The following is an 18,279-nucleotide window of genomic DNA, read 5'->3' on the forward strand; positions in this document are numbered from 1 at the left end:
TCACAGGTTCAAATCCTGTCCCCGCAACCAACTTGACTTGTCGCACCCCGGAAGCCCACGCTTCCGGGGCGTTCGCATGTCCGCCCGACTGGCTGATCGTCAGCATCGACGCCAGGACACCGCTCAGCTCGATCGCCCTAAAACGCGTAGACCAGCGACGCTCGGCTCGTGGTATCCGTGGTGACCCGCCCAACCGGTGGCTCGCTTTCATATTGCAGCGTGTACGACAGCCGGGCCGACAGCGGCCCCAGCAGCTTCGCCTCGATCGCCGACACGCTGCGGATCGTGCTGTTGTACCGTTCCCAGTACCCAGACGCGCTTTGCGTCGCGACCAGTCCGCTGAACAAGGTCCAGTTCAGCTCGACGCTGCCGCGCGCCGCCAGACTGCCCTGCATCGTCCGGTCGGTGAAGTCCGTCTGTCGGAACGCCGGCCCGACCTCGATGTCGAGCGTCAGACCGTTGCGTCGGATGACGCTGTAACCGGCACCGACCGAGCCTGAATAGCGGTTGTAATAGCCGAGAAAACGATCCGACTCATATTGGCCGTTGCCGTAGATGTACCCGCGGTCGTTGACCTTATAGTTCGGCTGATACCCGAGTGCGTAGCGTTCGCGGCTGGTGACACCCCCGGTGCGCTGGAAATCGGCCTGTGCCATCACGCGGTGCCGCCAGCGGAGCCCCTCGCGCGTCAGATCGGCGACGCCGGTGATCCCAGTGACGTCCGAATTGCCGGTCGAAACGAACCCACCCGCCTCGATGCGCCCGCTCCACAACTGGAACGCGCTCGCCTGCCGCACCCGCTCGTTTCGCGCCCGCGCCCGCGATTCCTTCCACTCGGTCGCGCGCCGCAGCACCAGATCGCGCGACCCCGGATCGCCGGCGCGGGCATATTTGACCAGCGTATCGACCCCGCTCTCGTCGCCGGCCTGCATCGCCGCGTCGAGCATCGCGCGCATTTCAGGCGAGATTTCCGGGCCCGGTATCTTGCCGAGCGCCACGCCGACGTCATTGAGGACCGGTGCCGGCACCTCTAGCGGAGGCGCGGTGATGAAGACGGGCTCCACCTCCAGTTCGGGGCGCTCGAGTCTGGTCTGGCGGCGCGCACGCCGCGTGGCGGGCACGCGACGCCGCGCCGCCGCCGGTTCGGGCAGCGCGGCAAGCCCCATCGTCGCGATCAGCACCGACAGCATCGCCGCGGTCGTTCAGCGTGCCGCGGTGCCGCTACCCGGCAGATGCGGGGCAAAGGCGGCGAGCACGTCACGATACAATTGCGCCTTGAACGGCACGATCAGCTGCGGAAGATCGGCCGGCGCAGCCCAGCGCCACGCCCGGAATTCCGGGTGCGGCGTGTCGATGCGGATGTCGCTATCCTCGCCCTCGAAGCGGAACAGGAACCACCGCTGCCGCTGCCCGCGATATTTGCCCTTCCAGACCTTGCCGATCATCTCGGGCGGCAGGTCGTAGAACAGCTCCCCGGGCGCCTCGGCGATCAACGTGACCTTGTCTTGGGTGACGCCGGTTTCTTCCCACAGTTCGCGGATTGCCGCGGCCCGCGCATCCTCGCCCGGATCGATCCCACCCTGTGGCATCTGCCACGCTTCCAGCACGTTATCGATGCGCTGGCCGACGAACACCTGTCCGTCGCGGTTGAGGAGCATCACGCCCGCGCACGGGCGATAGGGCAGGGAGTCTGGCGCAGTCATGCCGGTCGAATAGGCCGCGCGTCGAGGCGCTTCAACCCGCCGCCTTCGCGTTTGCGACATCGTGCGTCGCCGCCGCGACCGCCGCGCGCACTGCGGTTAGGAACGCCGCGACATCCTGCTGGCTCGACGGGATCGCGCGGCGCAGCGTCGCGAACCCGTGGATGTTGCCGCGCGCCTCCTGATAGGTCACCGGCACGCCCGCCAGCGCGAGCGCGGCGGCATAGGCGCGCGCCTGATCCCGCAACGGATCGAGCCCCGCCGCGACGATCACCGCCGGCGGCAGGCCGGTCAACGCGCCGACGATCGGCGAGAAGCGCGCGTCCTGCGGGTCGGGCCGGTAATGGTTCCCGAACCAGCCCATCGTCTCGCGCGTCAGCAGATAGCCGTCGCAGAAGGCGTCGAACGACGGATAATGCCGCGTCGCGTCGGTCGCCGGATAGATTGGCGCCTGAACGATCACGGGCGCGGCCGCCGGCCGGTCGCGCAGCGCCACGCTGGTCACGACCGCCAGATTGCCGCCGGCGCTGTCGCCACTCAGCACCAGCCCGGTGACCGTTCGACCCAAGGCGGCGGGACTCTCCGCCACCCACCGCGTCGCTGCCTCCGCATCCTCGACGGCGGCGGGGAAGGGCGCCTCGGGCGCCAGCCGGTAGTCGACCGAGATCACCGGCAGGTCCAATTGCCGCGCCATCTCCGCGGCGAGGCTCGCGTGGCTGGTGACGTTGCCGACCACCCAGCCACCGCCATGAAAGAACACCACCGCCGGACCCGCCGCGCGTTCGGTGCGCGCATCGAACAATCGCGCGGGCAGCGGGCCGGCCGGACCGGGGATCGTCAGCTCCCGCACCACCGACAGCTCGCCGCGTGGCGCGTCGGCGACGTCGCACATCGCCAGCATCGCGGCGCGTGCCTCCTCGACGGACATCTGATGCGTGCGCGGTCCGGGCAGGTTGTTGAGATAGCCGAGGAACGTCGCAACGTCCGCGCGGACGAACGGAGGCTCGGCTTGGGTCGGTTCGGTCATCCACTACTCCTGCGCAGGCGCGGCCGGCACTATCTTAGGTCGATGATCGCCATCGTCCACCATCCCGATTACGTTACCGAGGCACCCGCGCGCAGCACCTATCGCTGGGGCAAGAACGGCGCGATCCGCGATCTGCTGCGCGCCGAGGGCGACCGGATCGCCTGGCACGAGCCTGAAGCGATGCCGCGGATCTGGCTGGAGGCGACGCACGATCCCGATTATGTCGCCGAGGTGCTTTCCGCACAGGTGCCCGCGATCAAGGAGCGGCGGATCGGCTTTCCGGTGACCGCCACCGTCGCGCGCCGGGCGCAGATGGTGCCGGGCGGGACCTATCTGGCCGCGTTGCTCGCACTCGACCACGGGTTCGCCGCCAACACCGCGGGTGGCAGCCATCACGCGCTTGCCGACACCGGCGCGGGTTATTGCGTGTTCAACGACCTTGCCGTCGCCGCGCACCGGCTGGTGGAGGAAGGGACGACCGGGCGCGTGCTGATCGTCGACGTCGACGTTCATCAGGGCGACGGCACCGCGGCGCTCACCGCCGGTCATCCGCAGATCGCGACCTATTCGATCCACGCCGAGAAGAACTTTCCGGTGCGCAAAGCACGCTCGACGCTGGACGTGCCGCTGGCCGACGCGATCAGCGACGACGCGTATCTGGCGGTGCTGGAGGAGACGCTCGCTCCGATGATCGCGGAATGGCAGCCGACGCTGATTCTCTATCAGGGCGGGGTCGATCCGTTCGCGGGCGATCGGCTCGGGCGGCTGGCGCTCAGCGAGGAGGGGCTGGTCCGCCGCGACCGGCTGGTCGCGCGGCTCGCGATCGACGCGCGCGTGCCGCTCGCCTGCACGATCGGCGGCGGGTACGGCGACGATGTAATGGCGATCGCGGCGCGCCACGTCCGCGTCATTCGCACGCTCGGCGACGCCTTCGCCGGAACCGCGGCGTCGCATCGTTCGTAGCGGAAACCCATGACCACCTTGCTCTGGCTGCGGCAGGACCTGCGCCTCCACGATCAACCCGCGCTCGTCGCCGCTGCGCATCACGGGGCGGTGATTCCCATCTATATCCTCGACGACGACGCGCCCGGTGCGTGGCGGATCGGCGGGGCGCAGCGTTGGTGGCTCCACCACAGCCTCACCGCACTCGACAAGGCGTTGCGCGATCATGGCAGCCGGCTGATTCTGCGCCGTGGCGATACGGTCGCGATCCTGAACGAACTGGCCGACAGCGTGAAGGCGGAGGCGATCCATGCGATCCGCCATTATGAGCCGTGGTGGCGCAAGGCCGAGGCGGCGCTCGGCGAGCGTCTGTGCCTTCACGACGGCAATCATCTTGCCCCGCCCGAGCAGGTGACGACCGGTGCGGGCGGGCAGTTCCGCATCTATTCGGCGTTCTGGAGGGGCTTGCAGGAGCATCTTCCCCCGGAAAAGCCGGTGCCCGCACCGCGCGCGATCCCCGCGCCGGATCATTGGCCGAAGAGCGACAAGCTGGCCGACTGGGCTCTGCTGCCGACCAAGCCCGATTGGTCGGGCGGGTTCGACTGGACCGCCGGCGAAGACGAGGCGCGTCGCAAGATCGCCGCGCTCGAACTCGACGGATACGACGATCGCCGGAACCTGCCCTCCGAGGAAGGCACCTCGCGCCTGTCGCCGCACCTGCATTTCGGCGAGGTCTCGCCGCGCGCGGTGTGGCACGCCAGCGCTGCGCATGACATCACGTTCCGCAAGGAACTGGCATGGCGCGACTTCACCGATGGCGTCGTGCTCGCGCTGCCTGACTATGCCGACAAGAATGGTCGCGCCGCCTTCGACAAGCTGCCGTGGCGCAGCGGCAAGGCCGCCAAGAAGGACCTGCACGCCTGGCAGACGGGGCACACCGGCTATCCGATCGTCGACGCCGGGATGCGGCAGCTCTGGCAGAGCGGCTGGATGCACAATCGCGTGCGGATGATCACCGCGTCCTTCCTCATCAAGCATCTGCTGATCGACTGGAGGGAGGGCGAACGATGGTTCTGGGACTGTCTGGTCGATGCCGATTACGGCAATAACGCGGTGAACTGGCAGTGGGTGGCAGGGACCGGAATCGACGCCAATATGTTCGGGCGGATCATGGCGCCGTTGTCGCAGTCCGAGAAGTTCGACGCCGGCGATTATATTCGTGAATGGGTGCCGGAGTTGAAGGACGTGCCCGACGACGCGATCCACGATCCCGACGCCAGCGGCTGTCGCCCCGACGATTATCCGGCGAAGCTGATCGGGCACCGCGAGGCCCGCGAACGCGCGCTGGCGGCGGGCAGGAAGGTACGATAGGGCGCGTCCGCGATGGACGCGGCCACCTCTCATTCCCCGCCTGTACCCGGCCGCGCGCGCCTTGCAGCGCCCTTGTGGCATCGCCTGCTCGATCGCATCGACCGGGGACTGCTGTCGGGTGCGATCGACGCGCAACTGCCCGACGGCACCCGGCGCCTGATCGGCGGCCACGCGCCGGGCCCGGTTGCGATCGTGCGGCTGGTGCGCTGGCGCGCCTTGTGGCGGCTGGTCACCGCCGGGTCGATCGGGTGGTACGAGGGCTGGGTGGCGGGCGACTGGACCAGCCCCGATCCGGTGCCGATCTTCGACCTGTTCGTGCGCAACCGTGCCGCGCTCGGCAACGTCGCGCGCGCCAAGCACGTCGCGCGGCTGGCGGTGTGGCTCGGGCACCGGCTGCGTCGCAACGATCGCAGTGGCGCGAGGCGCAATATCGCGGCGCATTACGATCTGGGTAACGACTTCTACCGCGAATGGCTCGATGCGACGCTCACCTATTCGAGCGCGCTTGGCGTGGTGGACGGCGAGCCGCTGGAGGCGGCGCAGCAGCGCAAGCTGGACGCGATCCTGACGCGCACCGGGGCGACCGCCGGCGCACGTATCCTGGAGATCGGCTGCGGCTGGGGCTCGTTCGCCGCCACCGCGGCTCGCGCCGGTGTCGCGGTGCACGGCCTGACGCTGTCGACCGAGCAGCGCGACCACGTGCTGGGGCTCGGGCTGCCCGACGTGACCGTTGCGCTTACCGACTATCGCGACGTCGCAGGCGGGTATGACGCGGTCGCCAGCATCGAGATGGTCGAGGCGGTCGGGCCCGAATATTGGTCCGCCTATCTTGCGACCATCGCGCGCGTCCTGAAGCCCGGCGGGCGCGCCGCGCTGCAGTTCATCACGATCGCCGATGATGTGTGGGATGCGTATCGGGGAAGCGCCGATTTCATCCAGCGCTACGTGTTCCCCGGCGGGTCGCTGCTATCCGTCAGCCGGTTCCGCGCGCTGGCCGAGGCGCGCGGTTTGTCGTGGCAGGACGAACAGCGCTTCGGCCTCGATTATGCAGAGACGTTGCTCGAATGGCGCCGTCGCTTCGATCGTGCGGTGACAGAGGGGCGGCTTCCGCCACGCTTCGACCCGCGCTTTCAGCAGCTCTGGCGCTATTACCTGATGTATTGCGAGGGTGGATTCCGCGGCGGTGGCATCGACGTCATGCAGGTGACGCTGGTCAAGGCCAGCTGACGTAACGGGCTCGGGCCTAGCCCACCCGCTCGCGATGGTTCGCCGGAAAGCCCTCGACCGCCAGCGCCACGATCCGCGCCGCGACCGCTTCGGGCGGCTTCACCGAATTGGGGTCCTCGCCGGGATAGGCGCGCGCGCGCATCTTGGTGCGCGTCGCCCCCGGATCGAGCACCGCCACGCGAAGCTTGCTCACCTCGGCGGTTTCGTCACCGTACGCCTCCAGCAGCGTCTCAAACGCCGCTTTCGACGCGCCATACGCGCCCCAATAGGCGCGGGGCTTCCGACCTACCGACGAGGTGACGCCGATTACGCGCGCGCCGACGGAACGGCGCAGCATCGGATCGAATGCCTGGATCAACGCCACCTGCGCCGAGACGTTGAGCGTCAGCACCTGCGCCAGTTCCTTGGCGTCGATCGCCGGCACCGCGGCGAGCGAGCCGAGCATTCCGGCGTTCAGCACCATGATGTCCAGCGCCTGCCAGCGCTCGCCGATCGCGGTCGCCAGCCGGGCAATCGAATCGCTCTGCGCCAGATCGAGCGGCGCGATCGTCGCCGAACCCCCGGCATCGAAAATCTGCTGCTCGACCTGCTCTAGCCCGCTCGCCGTCCGTGCGGTCAGCACGACATGCGCGCCCTGCTCCGCCAGCGCGATCGCGGTCGCCGCGCCGATCCCGCGGCTGGCGCCGGTCACCAGCGCCAGTCTGTCCTTCAACGCCTTGTCCATGTGCGTCAGATCACCCGCTCGTCGAGCATCGCCAATTGGTCGACCGCGCTCGATTCGTCATGGTCGGTCAGCGTGGTCGGATAGTCGCCGGTGAAGCAGGCGTCGCAATAGCGCGGACGCCCTGCGGCGCGCTGCGCCTCGCCCAAGGCCTTGTACAGACCGTCGATCGACACGAACGACAGGCTGTCGGCGTGGATGAAGTCGGTCATCCCGCCCAGATCTAGCTTTGCCGCCAGCAATTTGGCGCGCTCAGGCGTGTCGACGCCGTAGAAGCAGCTATGCCGCGTCGGCGGCGAGGCGATCCGCATGTGCACCTCGGCCGCGCCCGCCTCGCGCATCATCTGCACGATCTTGAGCGAGGTGGTGCCGCGCACGATCGAATCGTCGATCAGCACGACTTTCTTGCCTTGGATCAGCGCACGATTGGCATTGTGCTTCAGCTTGACGCCGAGATGCCGGACCTTGTCGCCCGGCTGGATGAACGTCCGTCCGACGTAGTGCGAACGGATGATCCCCAGCTCGAACGGAATGCCCGATTCCTGCGCGTAGCCGATCGCTGCCGGCACGCCCGAATCGGGCACCGGGATCACCAGATCGGCATCGACCGGCGATTCGATCGCCAGTTGCGCACCGATGTTCTTGCGCACCGAATAGATCGAATGATCGTCGACGATCGAATCGGGGCGCGAGAAATAGACCCATTCGAAGATGCACGGCCGCGCCGCGACCTGCTCGAACGGCCGAATCGAACGCAGCTCGCCGTTCTGGACGATCACCAACTCGCCCGGCTCGACCGAGCGTTCGAACGTCGCGCCGACGACGTCGAGCGCTACCGTCTCGCTGGCGAAGATGTATGTCTCGCCCAGCTTGCCCATCACCAGCGGACGGATGCCGAGCGGATCGCGACACGCGATCATCCCATCGGGTGTCATCACGATCAGCGCATACGCACCCTCGACCTGCTTCAGCGCATCGATGAACTTGTCGAGCAGGGTGCGATACTGGCTGGTCGCGACCAGATGGATGATCGTCTCGGTATCGGAAGTCGACTGGAAGATCGATCCGCGCCTAACCATCTCGCGGCGCAGCCGCATCGCGTTGGAAATGTTGCCGTTGTGCGCAATCGCGAACCCGCCGGACTGCAATTCGGCGTACAGTGGCTGGACGTTGCGCAACGCCGTCTCGCCGGTCGTCGAGTAACGCACATGCCCGCAGGCGACGTCGCCCGCCAGCGCGCGGATCACTTCGTCTCGGTCGAAATTGCCCGCGACATGGCCCATCGCGCGATGGGTGTGGAACACATGGCCGTCGAAACTGGTGATGCCCGCGGCCTCCTGGCCGCGATGCTGAAGCGCATGGAGGCCCAGCGCGACGAGCGCGGCCGCGCCCTCCGAGCCGGAGGCACCGAAGATGCCGCATTCCTCATGCAGGTGATCGTCGTCGAACGGATGTGTGGTCAGCATAAGCGGTGGGGGCTCGCGTTGTGCGGGGCCGCATATAGCGACCGTCGCGCAAATGTCATCAACCGCCGGGAGCAGATCGCGAGATCGCGCGTTGTGGCCCGCCGTCGCCTGCTCTACGCCGTGACGCAGATGAGCGATCCACGAGAAAATGGCAGCGATTTTCTGCCCAAGTTCGATGCCGCCGGCTTGTTGACGGCGGTGGTGACCGATCGTGCCAGCGGCGCGGTGCTGATGGTCGCGCATATGAATGCTGCCGCGATCGATGCGACCCGCACGAGCGGGGAGGCGACGTTCTTCTCGCGCAGTCGTGGACGCCTTTGGAAAAAGGGTGAAACCTCCGGCAACGTGCTGCGCGTCGTCGAGATGCGTGTCGATTGCGATCAGGATGCGCTCTGGATCGTCGCCGATCCGGCCGGCCCGGCCTGCCACACCGGTGCGCCGAGTTGCTTCTATCGCCGGCTGACCGATTCGGGGCTGGAGCGCGTCGACGGATGATTCGCGCCGCGCTGGCGCCGCTGCTTTTGCTCGCCGCCTGCTCGCCCGCTCACGACACCCGGGACGACGATGCGGCGGGCCGTGCGCTCGAGGCGGCGGCGCGCGACGCCGGGATCGTCGGCGAGGTAGCGGAGGCGTCCGGCATCTATGCCGCCGGCGAGGACCGGCTGTGCCTGGCCGGCACCGCGCCACGCTATCGCATCGGAGTCAGCGTCGACTTCGGTGAGGGGCAGCGCTGCATCGCGCACGGCACGGCGAAGGGGCGTGGCGACTTAGCAATCGACCTTGGTGGGGGCTGCCGCTTCACTGCGACGCGCAACGGCGACCGGCTGCTCTTCCCGATCCGCACCCCGGCGGCGTGCGCGCGATCGTGCCAGGGCCGCGCCACGCTCGACACGCTCACGTTCGATCGCCTCAGCGAGGCGAGCGGCGAGGCGACACGGCTTCGCGGCGCGGACGGCAAGTTGCTGTGTGCCGATTGACGTTCACGTAAAGGGAAGTTATCTCACGCCTATGAGCGCTTCTGCTGCCTATGCCGTCGTCTCCCCGCGGCCTGACCGCGAGAGCTTTACGATCACCGATCTCTCGGCAGAGTTCGGCGTCACGCCGCGCGCGTTGCGGTTCTACGAGGACGAGGGACTGATCGCGCCCGAGCGGCGCGGGCTGGTCCGCATCTATTCGCATCGCGACCGGGCGCGGCTGGCGTGGATCCTGCGCGGCAAGCGCGTTGGGTTCAGCCTCGCCGACATCCGCGAAATGATCGACCTCTACGATCTTGGTGACGGTCGCCAGACGCAGCGCGCGGTGGCGATCCAGCGGTGTCGCGATCGGATCGCGGCGTTGGAGCAGCAGAAGCACGACCTCGACGCCGCCATCACCGAGTTGACCGAATTCGTCGGTGTGCTCGACGGTGGCGCAACCAGGAAAGAGTGAGACGATGCCGCAGTACACGCCGCCGATCCGCGACACCCGCTTCGTGCTCGAACATGTCGTCGGGCTGGACCGCTATGCCAATGTCGCCGGCTTCGCCGCCGCCACCCCGGACACAGTCGAGGCGGTGCTGGAAGAAGGCGGACGCTTCGTCGCCGAGGTGCTGTTCCCGCTCAACCAGTCGGGCGATCAGGAAGGCTGTACGCGCCACGAGGATGGCAGCGTGACGACGCCGAAGGGCTTCAAGGAAGCCTATGCCAAGTTCGTCGAATCGGGCTGGGGCACGCTCAGCGCGCCGGAGGCGTTCGGCGGACAGGGGATGCCGCACGTCGTCTCGACCGCGTTTCAGGAATATATGATCTCCGCCAATATGGCGTTCGCCATGTATCCCGGCCTTGCGCATGGTGCGATTGCCGCGCTGGTCGTGAAGGGCAGCCCCGAGCAGCAGCAAAAATATCTGCCGAAGATGGTGTCGGGCGAATGGGGCGGCACGATGAACCTGACCGAGCCGCAGTGCGGCACCGACCTCGGGCTGATCCGTACCCGCGCCGAGCCGCAGGGCGATGGCAGCTACAAGATCACCGGCACCAAGATCTTCATCTCGGCGGGCGAGCATGACCTGACCGACAACATCATCCACCTCGTCCTCGCCAAGACGCCGGGCGCGCCGGACAGCTCCAAGGGCATTTCGCTGTTCGTGGTGCCGAAGGTGCTGGTCAACGATGACGGGTCGCTGGGCGAGCGCAATGCGGTGTCGTGCGGCTCGATCGAGCACAAGATGGGCATCCACGGCAACTCGACCTGCGTAATGAACTATGACGACGCGACCGGCTGGCTAGTCGGCGAGGAGATGAAGGGCCTCGCCGCGATGTTCATCATGATGAACGCGGCCCGGCTCGGTGTCGGCCTGCAGGGGCTGGGCGTCGCGGAAACCGCCTACCAGAACGCGGTCCAATATGCGCGGGACCGCCGGCAGGGTCGCGCGCTGACCGGGCCGGCCGAGCCGGGCGAGAAGGCCGATACGCTGTTCGTGCATCCCGATGTCCGCCGCATGCTGATGGACGCCAAGGCGTGGACCGAGGGGCTGCGCGCGCTGTGCCTGTGGGGCGCGCTCCAGGCCGATCTTGAGCATAATGCCGATGCCGAGGAGGATCGTCAGCTTGCGGGCGATCTGCTCGGGCTGCTCACCCCGGTCATCAAGGGTGTCGGCACCGACCGCGGCTATCAGATCGCGACCAACGCGCAGCAGGTCTATGGCGGCCACGGCTACATCCGCGAATGGGGGATGGAGCAGTACGTGCGCGATGCGCGGATCGCGATGATCTACGAAGGCACCAACGGCGTGCAGGCGATGGACCTTGTCGGGCGTAAGCTGGCGCAGAACGGCGGCCGCGCGGTGCAGGCGTTCGGGCGGCTGGTGATGGAGGAGATCGCCGCCGGCAAGGCCGATCCGGCGGTCGCCGACCTCGCGCAGCGGCTGGAGAAGGCGGCCGGCGAGTTGCAGGCCGCGACGATGTGGTTCCTCGCCAACGGCATGAAGGACCCGAACAATGTCGGCGCGGGCGCGGTGCCGTACATGCATCTGGTCGGCACGGTTGCGATCGGGCTGATGTGGCTGCGCATGGCGACCGCGGCGGCGAAGCTCAAGGCCGACGGGCAGGGCGATACCGCGTTCCTCGACGCCAAGCTGGTCACCGCGCGCTACTTCGCCGAGCGGGTGCTGCCCGAGGCGGGTTCGCTGCGTCGTCAGATCGAGGGGGGCGCGGAGGCGATCATGGCGCTGCCGCCGGAGATGTTCGCGGTGGCTTGATGTGCGGCTGCGGGCATGCGCGAAGAGTCGCTGCCCGCTGTGCCGTCATCGCGCGCGTAGTGAAGCGATCCAGGGCGTCCTGATCAGCCCTTTGATTGCTTCGCTGCGCGCGTAATGACGTATAGTCGGTGGCGGCTGGGTGAGACCGGATTGACGCTCTCGACCACCGCCGGATTCCGTCTTTCCGAAGCCTCGCGTTTTCTATGTCGTCACCAGCCAAGCCCACGATGGCGGGCGCTAAAGTACCCACCAGACGACAGACAAAAAAATAGCGGCCCGAAGGCCGCTATTCCTTACCCCCGAGGGAGTAGATCAGCTTAGTTGCTGTCCGAGCTGTCGTCTTCGTCAGCGACGACGACGATGCCGGCCACAACGGCCGCAGCCGCCAGAACCGCAACGATCACGCCACCACCGGCGAGCTCGTTCTTCTTGGCCGACGGGGCCGAAGCGCGAACCGACTTGGCGACCGACAGGCTCGCCGCCGAGTTGGCGGGCGCAGCCATCGCCGGAGCAACCGCCATCGTGGCGGCGGCAGCAGCGAGCATATACTTCGCAATACGCATGATGAACTCCCTTTGCGTGCAGGGCATCTCATAGCCTCGCGTGCGCAAAATGCAAGCGCGGATTGCCGCGGTGCATCATGTGTTCAGTACCCAGGTTTCACGATCCTCGATGCCGAGTGCGGTCAGCTTGCCCGAGGCGTAAGCGCCCGTATCCACGCCGATCCGATATGCGCGACGATCGACCTCGGGCGTGATCGTATGTCCGTGGACGATCATCTTGGATAGTGCGCCGCGGTAGTCGAGGAAGCTGTCGCGAATCCAGCGCAGGTCGCTCGGTTTCTGTTCGTCCAGCGGCAGTTCCGGACGAATGCCGGCATGGACGAAGGCGTAATCGCCAGACACGATCATGTCCTCGAACCGTTCGAGGAATGCCCGGTGGGCAGGCGGAACCAGCGCCGCCATCCGTTCGGCAAGCTGCGGATAGTCGAGCGAATCATATTCAGTGCGGTCGATGCCGTAGCTGAGCACGGTTTCCTTGCCGCCGACGCGACAGAACATCCGCAGCGCGTCCTTTGCGCCGTCCAGCGCGTGCAGGAACAGTTCCTCATGATTGCCCTTGAGAAAGCGGACCCGCGGTCGCTCCTTCGCCAAGGTGAGCAGACGCTCGACCACTCCCGACGAATCGGGGCCGCGATCGACCAGATCGCCGAGGAAGATCAAGGTCGTGTCGGCCGGCGCGCGCGTCGCATCGTCGGCATCGATCATCGCCAGCAGTCGCTCCAGTTCGTCGCGGCAGCCGTGGATGTCGCCGATGGCGTAGATGCGGCTGCCCGGCGCCGGGGCGAAGGCGGGCGTGGCGGCGACACGGGACGAACGAAGCAGCTTCTTGAGCATGGAGAACGCAAAGACCAGCGATGTCGGGATGGAGCGGGTGCTTAGGCCGATCGTCCCGTCATCGCAAGCATCGGCCTGCCCACCGCGCGGGACCCGAACCGTTACGCTAACGAATTGCGATCCCCGCCGCCCCCCGGTAGAGAGCCGGCGCCAACAGGAGGACCGAATGACCATCAAGCCGGTACGCAAGGCGATTTTCCCCGTGGCGGGGCTCGGCACTCGATTCCTGCCCGCCACCAAGGCGATGCCCAAGGAGATGCTGACGGTCGTCGACAAGCCGCTGATCCAATATGCGGTCGAGGAAGCGCTGGAGGCGGGGATCGAGCAGATCATCTTCGTCACCGGGCGCGGCAAGGGGGCGCTCGAGGACCATTTCGACGTGTCGTTCGAACTCGAAACGACGATGCGGGCGCGCGGCAAGAGCCTGTCGGTGATCGAGAACATCCGCCAGCAGCCGGGCTCGCCGGTCTATGTTCGCCAGCAGGAGCCGCTCGGGCTCGGCCATGCGGTGTGGTGCGCGCGCGACATCGTCGGTGACGAGCCGTTCGCGGTGCTGCTCCCCGACGAGCTGATGGTCGGCACGCCGAACTTCATGGCGCAGATGGTGCAGGCCTATGGCAAGGTCGGCGGCAACGTGATCGGCGCGCTGGAAGTCGCGCCCGAGGAAACCTACAAATACGGCATCATCTCGCCGGGCGCGCGCGACGGCGCGCTGACCGAGGTGACTGCGCTAGTCGAGAAGCCCGCGAAGGGCAGCGCACCGTCGAACCTGATGATCCCCGGCCGCTACATCCTCCAGCCCGAGGTGATGAAGATCCTCGACGCCAAGGAAAAGGGTGCTGGCGGCGAAATCCAGCTGACCGACGCGATGGCCAAGCTGATCGGGCAGCAGCCGTTCCACGGTTTCACCTTCAACGGGGAGCGGTTCGACTGCGGCGACAAGACCGGCTTCGTCACCGCCAACCTCGCGCTGGCGATGGCGCGCGGCGATATCGGTCCGGCGGTGCGCGCCTTCGCGGAGGCGCGGCTCGGCTGATCCTTACCCGCGTGTCGCGCCGCACGCGCGGCACGCGGGATCGGGCGGCAGCGCCAGCGTGCGGAACCGCAACGACAGGAAGTCGAGCAGCATCAACCGCCCGGCGCTGTCGTCGCCGAACGGCGCGATCTGGCGGATCGCCTCCAGCGCCGCCATGCTGCCGATGATCCCGGTCACCGGGCCGAGCACGCCTTCCTCGGCGCAGGTCAGCGCGTCGCGCGCGGGCGCGTCGCCGACGAAGCAGCGATAGCAGGGCTTGTCCGGCTCCCAACCGCGATAGACGCCGAGCTGCCCCTCGAACCGCCCGACCGCCGCTGACACCAGCGGGATGCGGTGCGCGAGCGCGGCGTCGGCGACGAGCAACCGCGTATCGAAATTGTCGCAGCCATCGACGACCACCGACGGCCCGTCCTCCAGCAATGCGCCGATATTCTCGCCGCCGACTCGCGCGACGACTGCATGGGGTGCGACGTGCGGGTTGAGCCGGGTCACCACCTCGACCGCCGCCTCAGCCTTCGGACGGCCGATGTCGTTGCTCGCGAACAGGATCTGCCGCTGCAGATTGCTCAGGTCGACGCAGTCGTCGTCGACGATCGTCAGCCGGCCGACCCCGGCCGCCGCCAGATACTGGATCACGGGCGATCCGATCCCGCCCGCCCCAATGACGAGGACATGCGCGCGCGCAAGGCGTAACTGCCCCCTGCCGCCGATCTCTTGCAGCACGATGTGTCGCGCATAGCGGGCGAGTTCGTCGTGGCCCAGCGTCACGGCAGCGTCAGCGCGACCGTTGTGACGTACCAGGTGTCGGCGGCGATCGGCCGCGTCTTGTCGCGTGCTGCGCGCAAGACGATCCCGGCGGCGAATTGCTCGACCGATGGGCAGTCGATCGCGCGCGGTACGATCCGGCGCACCTGCCCCGCCTGGGTGACGAGCACGACGAGATCGAGCATCCGCTTTTCGGGCGCCAGTACGCACCGCTCCGCCAGCACCTCGCGCCGCACGAACTCGGAGAGCTGCGCGGGCGGCGCGGCGGCGAGGCCAAGCTGCAAGCGCGGCAGCGATGCCCAGTCGGTCGGCGGATTGAGCGCAGGCGCTTGCCCGAGCAGCAGCAGCGCGGCCAGGATCATCGGCCCGTCGACCCGAACCCGCCGCTCCCGCGCGCGGTGGCGTCAAGCGCATCGACCTCGACGATCGCAGCCGCGGTGACCGCGGCAGGGACGAGCTGCGCGATCCGCTCGCCGCGTCGCACCTCAAAAGGTTCGGTGCCAAGATTGGCAAGGATCACTTTGATTTCGCCACGATAATCCGCGTCGATCGTGCCGGGCGTGTTGAGGCAGGTGATGCCATGTTTCAAGGCCAGGCCGGAGCGCGGGCGGACCTGCACCTCGAACCCTTCGGGGATCGCGATTGCGAAGCCGGTCGCGACCGCCGCGCGTCCGCCGGGGGCGAGCGTCACGTCTTCCGCGGCGACAACATCCATCCCGGCGGCGCCCGTGGTGGCATAGATGGGGAGCGGCAGCCCCTCGCCATGCGGCAAGCGGCGCAGCGCGATCCTGATCGGTTCAGAGCGCATCGGCAATCCTGTCGGCAAGTCGTTCAGCCACATCGACTTTCGGCAGCCGTTCCCAGCTTTCGATCCCAGTGGCAGTCACGAGGTGGACGGTATTGGCATCGCCGCCCATGACGTCGCCAGAGACGTCGTTCGCGACGATCCAGTCGGCGCCCTTGCGCCGCCGCTTGGCCTGCGCATGGTCGAGCACCTGTTCGGTCTCGGCCGCAAATCCGATCAGCAACCGCGGCCGCCGTGGATCATGCGCCAGCGTGGCGAGAATGTCCACGTTGCGGGCGAGTTCTAGCGGGGCGGGAGCGTCCTCTCCTTTTTTCAGCTTCTGCGCGGCGACCGTGACGGCGCGCCAGTCGGCCACCGCGGCGACCATGACCGCGACGTCGGCGGGTAGCGCCTCCTCGACCGCGCTCGCCATTTCTGCGGCGGTTTCGACATCTTGGCGAATTACGTTCGGAGGCGTCGGCAGGTCGACGGGGCCGGCGATCAGGGTCACCCGTGCGCCCCGCCGTGCGAGTGCCGCGGCAATCGCGAAGCCCTGCTTTCCCGAAGACCGATTGGCGATGTAGCGGACCGGATCGATCGGTTCATGCGTCGGCCCGGCGGTGACGACCACATGCCGCCCCTCCAGCGAGTGCTTCTTCGGCGTGAGCGCCGCCGCGATCCTTGCGACGATCGCCGGGATTTCGGGCAGGCGGCCGGGACCATATTCGCCACATGCCATCGCGCCTTCGTCGGGCGTCATCACCGTCACGCCGTCGCTGCGCAGTTGCGCGACGTTGCGCTGCGTCGCCGGATGCAGCCACATGCGGACGTTCATCGCCGGCGCGACCAGCACCGGCTTGTCGGTGGCGAGCAGCAGCGTCGTCGCAAGGTCGTTGGCGAGGCCCCCGGCCATCCGCGCGATCAGATCGGCCGTGGCCGGGCAGACCACCACCAGATCGGCCTCGCGGCTGAGGCGGATATGACCCATTTCGGCCTCGTCCTTCAGGTCCCACAAGGTGGTGTGGACCTTGTTCTCACTGAGCGCCGCCAGCGTCATCGCGGTCACGAAATGCGCGCCGCCATCGGTCAACACGCAGCGCACCTCATGTCCTGCGCCGCGCAGCGCCCGGATCAGTTCGCATGCCTTGTAAGCGGCGATCCCGCCGCCGACGATCAACAGAACCCGGCTCATCGCGTTACCCTCGTCACGGTGATGCGGCGTCGGTCGAGCGCCGCGCGCGCCAAGGTCGCGACCGCCGCGGGGACGAGCGCCAGACCCGGTGCGACCAGCGGAACCGCCAGCGTCGCCGAGCGCCATCCCAGCACACCGTCGAGCGCGACACCCGCGACCAGCAGCGCCATGACACGCAGCCCAAGCGGATCGGTGACGGTCGACCAACCGAACGCGGCGAGCACCACCAGCGGCGCCGCGATCGCCGCCGGTACATCGGGAAAGGCGGCACCCATCAGTCGTGCCAGCGCGCGGTCTGCCACCAGCGGCGCGGAAGGGGCGGGCGTGGGGCCGAGGGCCTGCAAATGCATCGTGAACGCGAGCGCCGCAACGCCGAACCCGACCAGCCAGAGCAGCGGCTCGCGTCGATCGCCGTCGAGCAGCGCCATCGCGCCCATCGTCGCCAGCGTGACCAGCGCGGCCGGGTCGATCAGCGCCGCCGCGCAGGCGACCGCTACCGCTGCCGTCACTCGTCCCCGCGCGCGTGCCACCAGTGCGATCGCAGAAAGCAACGCCGCCGCCGCAGCATGAGGCGCGGCCAGCCACAGAGCGGCCGTCGCGACGATCCCGAACCCGAGCAAGCTGACGATCAGCAGCGCCCCCGCACTCCGCGCCAGCAACCCGCCGAGCCGCAAGCCCCCGATCCACAACAACATCGTCAGCCCCGCCGCGACCAGCGCGGTCAGCCCCCACGCCGGCAGCGCCGCCGCCACGACGGCCAGCGTCGACGGCAGCGCCCGCGCGGCGCGCGCATCGGGTTCGGTGCGCAGCAGGTCGCGCGCCGCGTCATAATAATCGCCGCCGTGCCGCAGCGTCGCGACGATCGCGTCGTGCAGGAACTCGGGCGGCGTGATCGCGGCAGGGACGAACACCGCCGCGGCGAGCACCGCCATCAGCAGGCCCGCCAACACCATGCGCGCCGGGGCGCGGCCGATCCCGACCAGCCGGTCGGGGGTCACCAGCCAGCGCGAGGCTGTCCCGGTTCGCCCCGGTGCGGCTACCATCCGCCCGCCAGCATCATGCCCGCGACGCCCGCCAGAACGCCAAGCACCCCCACCAGCGCGTAACGCCAACCGCCGCCGACGCGCACGCGTTCGATCTCGCGCAAGGGCGGACGCGGCGGCGCGCCGCCGGGCGCGGGGAAGCGCGCCTCGATCCGCCGCACCAGTTCGGGCAGCCGGGAGAGCGTCCGCACATCCGCGACCAGCCGGTCGGCGATCGCGGCCTCGGGGCCCAGTTCGGTGCGAATCCAGTCCTCGACCAGCGGCGCGGCGGTGACCCACAGGTTGATGTCGGGATCGAGCGCGGTGGCGACGCCCTCGACCATCACCATCGTCTTTTGCAGCAGCAGCAGGTGCGGCTGCGTCACCATGTCGA

At 68.1% G+C, this 18,279-nt stretch carries 20 protein-coding genes and 1 pseudogene; 8 read left to right on the forward strand and 13 right to left on the reverse strand.

Features of this window, described 5'->3' with window-relative positions:
* Positions 1 to 137 precede the first annotated feature (137 nt).
* Genes AADI75_RS14050 through AADI75_RS14060 form a run of 3 tightly spaced genes read right to left on the reverse strand, consistent with a single transcriptional unit; the run spans position 138 to position 2,727 of the window.
* Positions 138 to 1,190 carry a DUF481 domain-containing protein gene (locus tag AADI75_RS14050; RefSeq protein WP_341209632.1) on the reverse strand — a complete coding sequence of 351 codons (1,053 nt, stop codon included), beginning with the start codon at positions 1,188 to 1,190 and terminating at the stop codon, positions 138 to 140.
* A 12-nt stretch (positions 1,191 to 1,202) separates the two neighbouring features.
* Positions 1,203 to 1,703 carry an RNA pyrophosphohydrolase gene (locus AADI75_RS14055; protein ID WP_341209633.1) on the reverse strand — a complete coding sequence of 167 codons (501 nt, stop codon included), beginning with the start codon at positions 1,701 to 1,703 and terminating at the stop codon, positions 1,203 to 1,205.
* A gap of 31 nt (positions 1,704 to 1,734) precedes the next feature.
* Entirely contained in the window at positions 1,735 to 2,727 is a 993-nt protein-coding gene (locus AADI75_RS14060; protein ID WP_341209634.1) for an alpha/beta hydrolase, read from the reverse strand.
* Positions 2,728 to 2,769: 42 nt separating this feature from the next.
* Between AADI75_RS14060 and AADI75_RS14065 the strand changes: the two genes are divergently transcribed.
* Genes AADI75_RS14065 through AADI75_RS14075 form a run of 3 tightly spaced genes read left to right on the forward strand, consistent with a single transcriptional unit; the run spans position 2,770 to position 6,267 of the window.
* Positions 2,770 to 3,690 (forward strand): histone deacetylase, encoded by a 921-nt coding sequence (locus AADI75_RS14065; RefSeq protein ID WP_341209635.1) that lies wholly within the window; start codon positions 2,770 to 2,772, stop codon positions 3,688 to 3,690.
* 9 nt (positions 3,691 to 3,699) lie between these two features.
* Positions 3,700 to 5,040, forward strand: coding sequence for a deoxyribodipyrimidine photo-lyase (locus AADI75_RS14070; protein ID WP_341209636.1), 1,341 nt, complete (start codon positions 3,700 to 3,702; stop codon positions 5,038 to 5,040).
* Positions 5,041 to 5,052: 12 nt separating this feature from the next.
* Positions 5,053 to 6,267, forward strand: a complete 1,215-nt coding sequence (locus AADI75_RS14075) for a cyclopropane-fatty-acyl-phospholipid synthase family protein (protein WP_341209637.1) — start codon at positions 5,053 to 5,055, stop codon at positions 6,265 to 6,267.
* A gap of 16 nt (positions 6,268 to 6,283) precedes the next feature.
* On the opposite strand, the gene AADI75_RS14080 is transcribed toward AADI75_RS14075, so the two are convergent.
* Both AADI75_RS14080 and purF read right to left on the reverse strand, forming a co-directional pair.
* Positions 6,284 to 6,991, reverse strand: coding sequence for an SDR family NAD(P)-dependent oxidoreductase (locus tag AADI75_RS14080; protein WP_341209638.1), 708 nt, complete (start codon positions 6,989 to 6,991; stop codon positions 6,284 to 6,286).
* Between the two features lie 5 nt (positions 6,992 to 6,996).
* Positions 6,997 to 8,454, reverse strand: a complete 1,458-nt coding sequence (gene purF / locus AADI75_RS14085) for an amidophosphoribosyltransferase (protein ID WP_341209639.1) — start codon at positions 8,452 to 8,454, stop codon at positions 6,997 to 6,999.
* A gap of 129 nt (positions 8,455 to 8,583) precedes the next feature.
* Here purF and hisI point away from each other — a divergent pair, with 129 nt between their 5' ends.
* The 4 genes from hisI to AADI75_RS14105 are packed head-to-tail and all read left to right on the forward strand — an operon-like array spanning position 8,584 to position 11,689.
* Positions 8,584 to 8,949, forward strand: a complete 366-nt coding sequence (gene hisI, locus AADI75_RS14090) for a phosphoribosyl-AMP cyclohydrolase (protein WP_341209649.1) — start codon at positions 8,584 to 8,586, stop codon at positions 8,947 to 8,949.
* On the forward strand, positions 8,946 to 9,431 hold the full coding sequence (locus AADI75_RS14095) for a hypothetical protein (RefSeq protein ID WP_341209640.1): 486 nt from the start codon (positions 8,946 to 8,948) through the stop codon (positions 9,429 to 9,431). Before hisI ends, AADI75_RS14095 begins: the two co-directional genes overlap by 4 nt.
* Before the next feature lie 31 nt (positions 9,432 to 9,462).
* Entirely contained in the window at positions 9,463 to 9,882 is a 420-nt protein-coding gene (locus tag AADI75_RS14100) for a MerR family DNA-binding transcriptional regulator (protein ID WP_028965930.1), read from the forward strand.
* Positions 9,883 to 9,886: 4 nt separating this feature from the next.
* Positions 9,887 to 11,689, forward strand: a complete 1,803-nt coding sequence (locus AADI75_RS14105) for an acyl-CoA dehydrogenase C-terminal domain-containing protein (protein WP_341209641.1) — start codon at positions 9,887 to 9,889, stop codon at positions 11,687 to 11,689.
* Between the two features lie 317 nt (positions 11,690 to 12,006).
* Here AADI75_RS14105 and AADI75_RS14110 read toward each other — a convergent pair whose 3' ends face one another.
* Both AADI75_RS14110 and AADI75_RS14115 read right to left on the reverse strand, forming a co-directional pair.
* Positions 12,007 to 12,252 carry a hypothetical protein gene (locus AADI75_RS14110; protein WP_037489251.1) on the reverse strand — a complete coding sequence of 82 codons (246 nt, stop codon included), beginning with the start codon at positions 12,250 to 12,252 and terminating at the stop codon, positions 12,007 to 12,009.
* A 75-nt stretch (positions 12,253 to 12,327) separates the two neighbouring features.
* Positions 12,328 to 13,086 (reverse strand): metallophosphoesterase family protein, encoded by a 759-nt coding sequence (locus tag AADI75_RS14115; RefSeq protein WP_341209642.1) that lies wholly within the window; start codon positions 13,084 to 13,086, stop codon positions 12,328 to 12,330.
* Between the two features lie 166 nt (positions 13,087 to 13,252).
* On the opposite strand from AADI75_RS14115, the gene galU reads away from it, so the two are divergent.
* Positions 13,253 to 14,122 (forward strand): UTP--glucose-1-phosphate uridylyltransferase GalU, encoded by an 870-nt coding sequence (galU, locus tag AADI75_RS14120; protein ID WP_341209643.1) that lies wholly within the window; start codon positions 13,253 to 13,255, stop codon positions 14,120 to 14,122.
* Positions 14,123 to 14,125: 3 nt separating this feature from the next.
* Here galU and moeB read toward each other — a convergent pair whose 3' ends face one another.
* The 6 genes and pseudogenes from moeB to AADI75_RS14150 all read right to left on the reverse strand — a co-directional run.
* The gene (gene moeB, locus AADI75_RS14125; RefSeq protein ID WP_341209644.1) at positions 14,126 to 14,890 is read right to left on the reverse strand and encodes a molybdopterin-synthase adenylyltransferase MoeB; all 765 of its coding nucleotides are present in this window, start codon (positions 14,888 to 14,890) and stop codon (positions 14,126 to 14,128) included.
* Positions 14,887 to 15,249, reverse strand: a complete 363-nt coding sequence (locus AADI75_RS14130) for a hypothetical protein (RefSeq protein ID WP_341209645.1) — start codon at positions 15,247 to 15,249, stop codon at positions 14,887 to 14,889. The genes moeB and AADI75_RS14130 overlap by 4 nt, the downstream gene beginning before the upstream one ends.
* Positions 15,246 to 15,695 carry a dUTP diphosphatase gene (dut, locus tag AADI75_RS14135; RefSeq protein ID WP_341209646.1) on the reverse strand — a complete coding sequence of 150 codons (450 nt, stop codon included), beginning with the start codon at positions 15,693 to 15,695 and terminating at the stop codon, positions 15,246 to 15,248. Before dut ends, AADI75_RS14130 begins: the two co-directional genes overlap by 4 nt.
* Positions 15,685 to 16,863, reverse strand: a complete 1,179-nt coding sequence (gene coaBC, locus AADI75_RS14140; RefSeq protein ID WP_341209647.1) for a bifunctional phosphopantothenoylcysteine decarboxylase/phosphopantothenate--cysteine ligase CoaBC — start codon at positions 16,861 to 16,863, stop codon at positions 15,685 to 15,687. Before coaBC ends, dut begins: the two co-directional genes overlap by 11 nt.
* Positions 16,860 to 17,906 carry a hypothetical protein gene (locus AADI75_RS14145; RefSeq protein WP_341209648.1) on the reverse strand — a complete coding sequence of 349 codons (1,047 nt, stop codon included), beginning with the start codon at positions 17,904 to 17,906 and terminating at the stop codon, positions 16,860 to 16,862. The genes coaBC and AADI75_RS14145 overlap by 4 nt, the downstream gene beginning before the upstream one ends.
* Positions 17,900 to 18,279, reverse strand: a pseudogene (locus AADI75_RS14150) (ubiquinone biosynthesis protein UbiB); the annotation flags it as partial. The gene AADI75_RS14145 and the pseudogene AADI75_RS14150, both read right to left, overlap by 7 nt.

The sequence above is a fragment of the uncultured Sphingomonas sp. genome, from assembly GCF_964021865.1.
Classification (GTDB): domain Bacteria; phylum Pseudomonadota; class Alphaproteobacteria; order Sphingomonadales; family Sphingomonadaceae; genus Sphingomonas.